Source organism: Bellilinea sp., assembly GCF_034432615.1.
GTDB lineage: Bacteria > Chloroflexota > Anaerolineae > Anaerolineales > Anaerolineaceae > Bellilinea.
Map to the genome: position 1 here is coordinate 1 of NZ_DAOUBL010000263.1, position 4,944 is coordinate 4,944.

Below are 4,944 nucleotides of genomic sequence, written 5' to 3' on the forward strand. Positions count from 1 at the left end.
AATCGGCGTCCGCCCGATGAAATTGACCACCACCGGCTTGCCCGCTTTCCGCGCCACCCGCAAAACCTCATCAGCAACTTTGGGGGAAGGCGGTTTGGAAACCAGCACAATCACTTTTGTGTCTGGATCGCGGCTGAGAGCATCCAACCCCATCAAGAAGGTTACACCGCCAACCTTTTCGGAAAGGTCACGTCCGCCGGTGCCAATTCCAAAGGTCATTCCGCCGCCCAATTGATCAATCCGCGAAGCGACTTGCTGTAAGCCGGTACCGGCGGCGGCTACCACCCCAATCGGTCCACGGCGCACTTTGTTCGCAAACCCAAGGCCAATCCCGTTGATCATTGCCGTGCCGCAATCGGGTCCCATCACCAGCAACCCTTTTTGCGCAGCCTCTGCTTTTAAAGAAATTTCCTCTTCAACGGAAACATTATCGCTGAAGAGGAACACATGCTTGTTGAGGCGCAAGGCTTCGCGGGCAACGCCGGCAGCATAACGCCCGGCCACCGAAATCAGCACCCAGTTGGCATCCGGCATCATGCCTTGGGCGCCTTCCAGACTGCGCGGGCGGTAATCCTGTTGAATGCTGGATTTGCGCGCGGTGAGCAATTCATCCACCCGCATCAAGGCATCATTGACGGCGCGTTCTTCGCCAGCCCGCACCACAATCACCAGATCATTTTCTTTGGCCTGTTCCACTTCCGGGGTAATCAAATTCACTCGCGCCAGTAATTCTTTATTGGTCGGCGTTCCCATAATTACGCCAGCGTCTTCCACACCCGGTAAATCAGCCAGTGAACGCTGTAATTGCATCAGAACCGCTGAGTCGTAGTAAACACCGCTGCGAACTTCGGCTTTAATCACACTCATCGTTTACTCCTTCTTGTGAGATAAATCAAAATAACCGAAGGGAAAAGATTTCCCGCCGGTTGATTTTCGAATGGTGGATAAAGGTGAAAATCCATTTTCGGCTGATGCCTGAAAAGGAATTGCCTTTCGGTATCGGATTGGGATATGCAATTGGTTCGGTTTTGTTCGGGTAAAGCGGATTGCGGCTGAAACCCGGCCGTAACAAGAATTGTTGGACAACTGACAATTTGAGTATATCACTTTAGAAAATCAGAGTCAATCCGCACAAATTCCACCAGCAAATCCATTCCTGCCGGCTTGACCCCTGCTATGACGGGTCAAGCCGGCCTCCATTAGCGATTCTTAGAGTTCAAGATTTTCCGGCACGCGCAGTACAGCGTTTGCCTTGCGCACTTCTTCCGGCACATCGAAATTCAGGTCGTTGCCGACCGCATCTACCAGATATTGCTTGAGCTGAATATTCCAGTGGTCCTGATTGACATAGAAGACCTTGGCGCCGCCAAGCTCGTGCTGATATTCCGGCCACGGTTTGGTGGGTTGCGCCATCGCCAGTCCGGCCATACGCCAGCCGTTGTAACTCTCAAAAGTGGACCACCACTCCTTAGCCTTGCAGATTTCCATGGCGTAGTAGGTCTTGGCATAGTACATTGCCCAGCCTACCCGACCGCGGCGCGAGAAAGCCATGGTGTGCAGGCTGATCGCCAGGTCTTTGTTCCAGAAACGCCCGTTGGCAAAACCGACGAACTCACCGTCAATTAAACCCAGGATGGTGAAGGCATCCTTAATGCGTTTGCGTTTGACCGCCAGAATTTCCCCATAAACACGCACGCCCACAATATCGTAAAAATCTTTCTCAACCTTCATCACCCGCTCCATGAAACCGAGCAAAGTGGGGATATCGTCCTCAGTCATAGAGCGCAGATAGAGCGTGCGGCCGTCTTTGAGCTGGAAGGTGGCTTCCGGCCAGGGCGGCAGCTGCATGGGATAACCCTGTAAAATGGCTTCCACCTCGCCAATATCAATTGTCAACGTATCCACGGAAACGGGGGTTGGGGGAGTAAGTTTCATTTGATTTGCTCCTTGTAAATTTGGGGATTAATGGAAGGTTTCCAGTCCTCCAGGCAGGGATGATGCACCCGAGAGGAATGGAAACAAAACAACCCGCACGGCTTTTAAGCCTGCTGGACGGGTCTTACAACTAAATTTTTGGGATGAAGATGGTAATACCGTATGAAACTGCAGGGTGAAGTACTTTTATTATAGTGAATTCAAAAAACCCAGTCAATAACACTTGTAATTTTAGCGGCGGATAATTGTCATACAAATTGTCGGCTATGCAGAATCTTCAAGGCCGGCCTTGTGCCAGTTGACCCTCGATGATTTCGCTCAAATAATCCAGCGCAGGCGGCCCAATGATTTTCTTGCCGTTCACCCAGAAGGCCGGGGTAACACTGAAACCATATTCACCTGCCCGCCGCATGTCGAATTCCACTTTGCGGCGCATGTGATCTTCATCGAGGCAGCGATTAAATTTTTCCACATCCAGCCCAAGCCGAACAGCGTAATTTTTGAGAGCCTCCACCCCCAACCCTTCTTCCTGTTCAAACAGAAGATCATGATATTCCCAAAACCTCCCCTGATTGTGAGCGCACTGCCCGGCTTCTGCTGCTTTGATGGAGGCGGTGCTGCGTCTCGCATTGTCCCGCCAGACAAACCGTACCTGATCCGGGTAACGGGCCAGTAGTCCCTGCCGCACCTGCGCCTGGTGCCACAACCGGCAGGCCTCGCAGGCATAATCGCCGTATTCGATCAAAACGATCGGCGCATCGGGATTGCCCAAATATGGGTCATCCAGCAGGCGCTGCTCGGCCACCTCCGGATAATTCGGTCTGGGCAACAACCACACCAACAGCAGCAGACCGCCAATCAAAACGGCTACCGCAATCTGAGGACGGAGATTCATACCCTTATTTGGATTGGATGACATGGTAATGTTCCTTACAAATCAACTTCTTTACTGGTTGGATACTCCACCCATCCGATTTCTTACTTTTTCTATTTTGGTGAAAAAAAAACGAATGGACGACTATTGACAAATTGAACATCGTATATAAAATTATACCTAAGTCCAAATAATTGAACAAAAAAATAATGAAAAACGATTCGCTGGTTACTACCGCCGAACGCACACTCAAACTGGTGGAATTGTTCCTCAGCCACCCGGAAGGCCTCACCCCCCAGGAAATTTTGCCCCAGTTGGGAATTTCACGCGGGGCTTTGTTCCTCTTGCTGCGCACCCTGAAAAACGCCGGTTACCTTGAACAAAGCGAGCCCCGCGGGCGTTACCGTGCCGGTGCGCGTCTGACAGTCTGGCGCACCACCAGCAGCGAGTTCCACCAAAACCTGATGGACGCATTTTACCAGGAAGCCCGTCACCACCCCTGTCCAGAAACCCTGCTCATCACGGTCCCGGCCGCTCAGGGAGTGTTGAACCTGGCGCAGGTGGAAAGCCGTCAAACCGTGCGCAGCGCCTATCCCGTTGGCGACGTGATCAAAACCCCCAACGCTGCCGAGGATTTATTCCAATCTCCGCCGGCTGCCGCAGTCGTGCGCAACGGTTACTCTCTGAAAGGTTCAACCGAAACCATCGAACTGGCCCTGCCCGTCTGCCCGGATGGTGTTCATCCGCAGGCCGCTCTGCTGCTGAGTGCACCGGCCTTTCGCTGGAGGGAAGAAAACCTGCTGGCGGAATGGCTGGGCGAGCTGCGCGAGCTGGCCGCCCGCCTTTCCTATCGGCTTGGGGCAATCACCTATACACCCTATCAGGTACAACCGCCTAACCAGCTCACCGCTGAAGCTCAATTGACCCTGCAAGAGATCCGCCGCTTTTTACAAGGCCCCTGGACAGCAAGACTGGCCTGCCTGCGTCCTGATGGAAAACCGCACGTCATTCCGGTCTGGCAAGAGTGGGATGGCAAAGCCTTTTACCTGATTGCCTGGCAGGGTTCACTTTGGGCAGAGTACCTGCTCCACAATCCCGAAACCTCGCTCACCATTGATGAACCTTGGCCGCCTTTGCGCCGCGTTTCGGCGCGCGGCAAAGCCGTGCCTCTGCCGCTTGCCAAAGATGACCCGCGCTTAAATGAATTGTTGCAACGCCTGTCCCAAAGATATTTGGGGGAAGCCAGCCTAGCGCCTTCCAGCGATCAGATTCAGCAGGTCTTTCAGATTATCCCCGAGTCCTTGCGCGGCTGGAAGGGTTTACTGACCGCAACCTCACCCAAAAGCGATTCCTCTCTCCCATGAATGTTGAAATCAACGCCCTCAGCCACACCTTTTTTACCCCGCAGCCGCGCCCGGCTTTGCTCAACTTGAATTTGAGCATTCCCAGCGGCCAATTTGTTGCGGTTATCGGGCCGAGTGGTTGCGGCAAATCCACCCTGCTGCGGCTGATCGCCAGCCTGATTCAACCCACGCAGGGCAACATCTGGCTGGATGGGAAGACACCCGCTCAGGCCAATGCCGCCCGTCAGGTAGCCTGGATGGCCCAAAGCCCGGCGCTACTCCCGTGGCTGACCGCCGAGCAGAACATCTCACTGGCGCGCAGGCTGCTGGCAACCCGTCTTAACCATCAGATGAGTGTGGAAGAAGCCTTGCGCCGGGTTGGGCTGCAGCAGGCTGCCCACGCCTACCCTTTCACCCTCTCCGGCGGTATGCAGCAGCGGCTGGCACTGGCACGATTGTTGATTCAAAATGCCGGCCTCTGGCTGATGGATGAACCCTTCGCCGCGCTGGATGAAATCACCCGCGAAAAGCTGACCCGCGAATTACTGGAATTGTGGCAGCCTGCCCAACCCACCGTCCTTTGGGTGACTCACAACATCTATGAAGCTGTGCGGCTGGCCGATCGGGTGATTGTCCTCTCGGCGGCGCCCGGGCAAATCATCGCTGATATACCCGTTGACCTGCCCCATCCGCGCGCAGAGGATAGTATTGTCTTTCAAGCCTTGCTCAAGCAGCTGCGTGCCGCTCTGAATCACAGCAGGGAGGCGGTGGTGTGAAAGTAAAGCGCTTGAA

Annotated in this window: 4 protein-coding genes and 1 pseudogene; 2 read left to right on the plus strand and 3 right to left on the minus strand. The window is 54.1% G+C overall.

From position 1 onward, the window contains the following. The 3 genes and pseudogenes from VAE48_RS11575 to VAE48_RS11585 all read right to left on the minus strand — a co-directional run. Positions 1-867, minus strand: a pseudogene (locus VAE48_RS11575) (hypothetical protein); the annotation flags it as partial. 342 nt (positions 868-1,209) lie between these two features. Beyond that, the gene (locus VAE48_RS11580; protein ID WP_322793487.1) at positions 1,210-1,935 is read right to left on the minus strand and encodes a hypothetical protein; all 726 of its coding nucleotides are present in this window, start codon (positions 1,933-1,935) and stop codon (positions 1,210-1,212) included. A gap of 277 nt (positions 1,936-2,212) precedes the next feature. Further along, positions 2,213-2,854, minus strand: a complete 642-nt coding sequence (locus VAE48_RS11585; protein ID WP_322793488.1) for a DsbA family protein — start codon at positions 2,852-2,854, stop codon at positions 2,213-2,215. Positions 2,855-3,018: 164 nt separating this feature from the next. Here VAE48_RS11585 and VAE48_RS11590 point away from each other — a divergent pair, with 164 nt between their 5' ends. Then, on the plus strand, positions 3,019-4,173 hold the full coding sequence (locus tag VAE48_RS11590; RefSeq protein WP_322793489.1) for a pyridoxamine 5'-phosphate oxidase family protein: 1,155 nt from the start codon (positions 3,019-3,021) through the stop codon (positions 4,171-4,173). Next, a complete protein-coding gene (gene ccmA / locus VAE48_RS11595; protein ID WP_322793490.1) occupies positions 4,170-4,928 on the plus strand; it encodes a heme ABC exporter ATP-binding protein CcmA in 759 nt (252 codons plus the stop codon). Before VAE48_RS11590 ends, ccmA begins: the two co-directional genes overlap by 4 nt. Positions 4,929-4,944 lie beyond the last annotated feature (16 nt).

Bases quoted from the DNA above. Each gene is read 5' to 3' on its own strand.
- VAE48_RS11585 (WP_322793488.1), bottom strand. From the start codon at position 2,854: ATGTCATCCAATCCAAATAAGGGTATGAATCTCCGTCCTCAGATTGCG.
- ccmA (WP_322793490.1), top strand. From the start codon at position 4,170: ATGAATGTTGAAATCAACGCCCTCAGCCACACCTTTTTTACCCCGCAG.
- VAE48_RS11590 (WP_322793489.1), top strand. From the start codon at position 3,019: ATGAAAAACGATTCGCTGGTTACTACCGCCGAACGCACACTCAAACTG.
- VAE48_RS11580 (WP_322793487.1), bottom strand. From the start codon at position 1,935: ATGAAACTTACTCCCCCAACCCCCGTTTCCGTGGATACGTTGACAATT.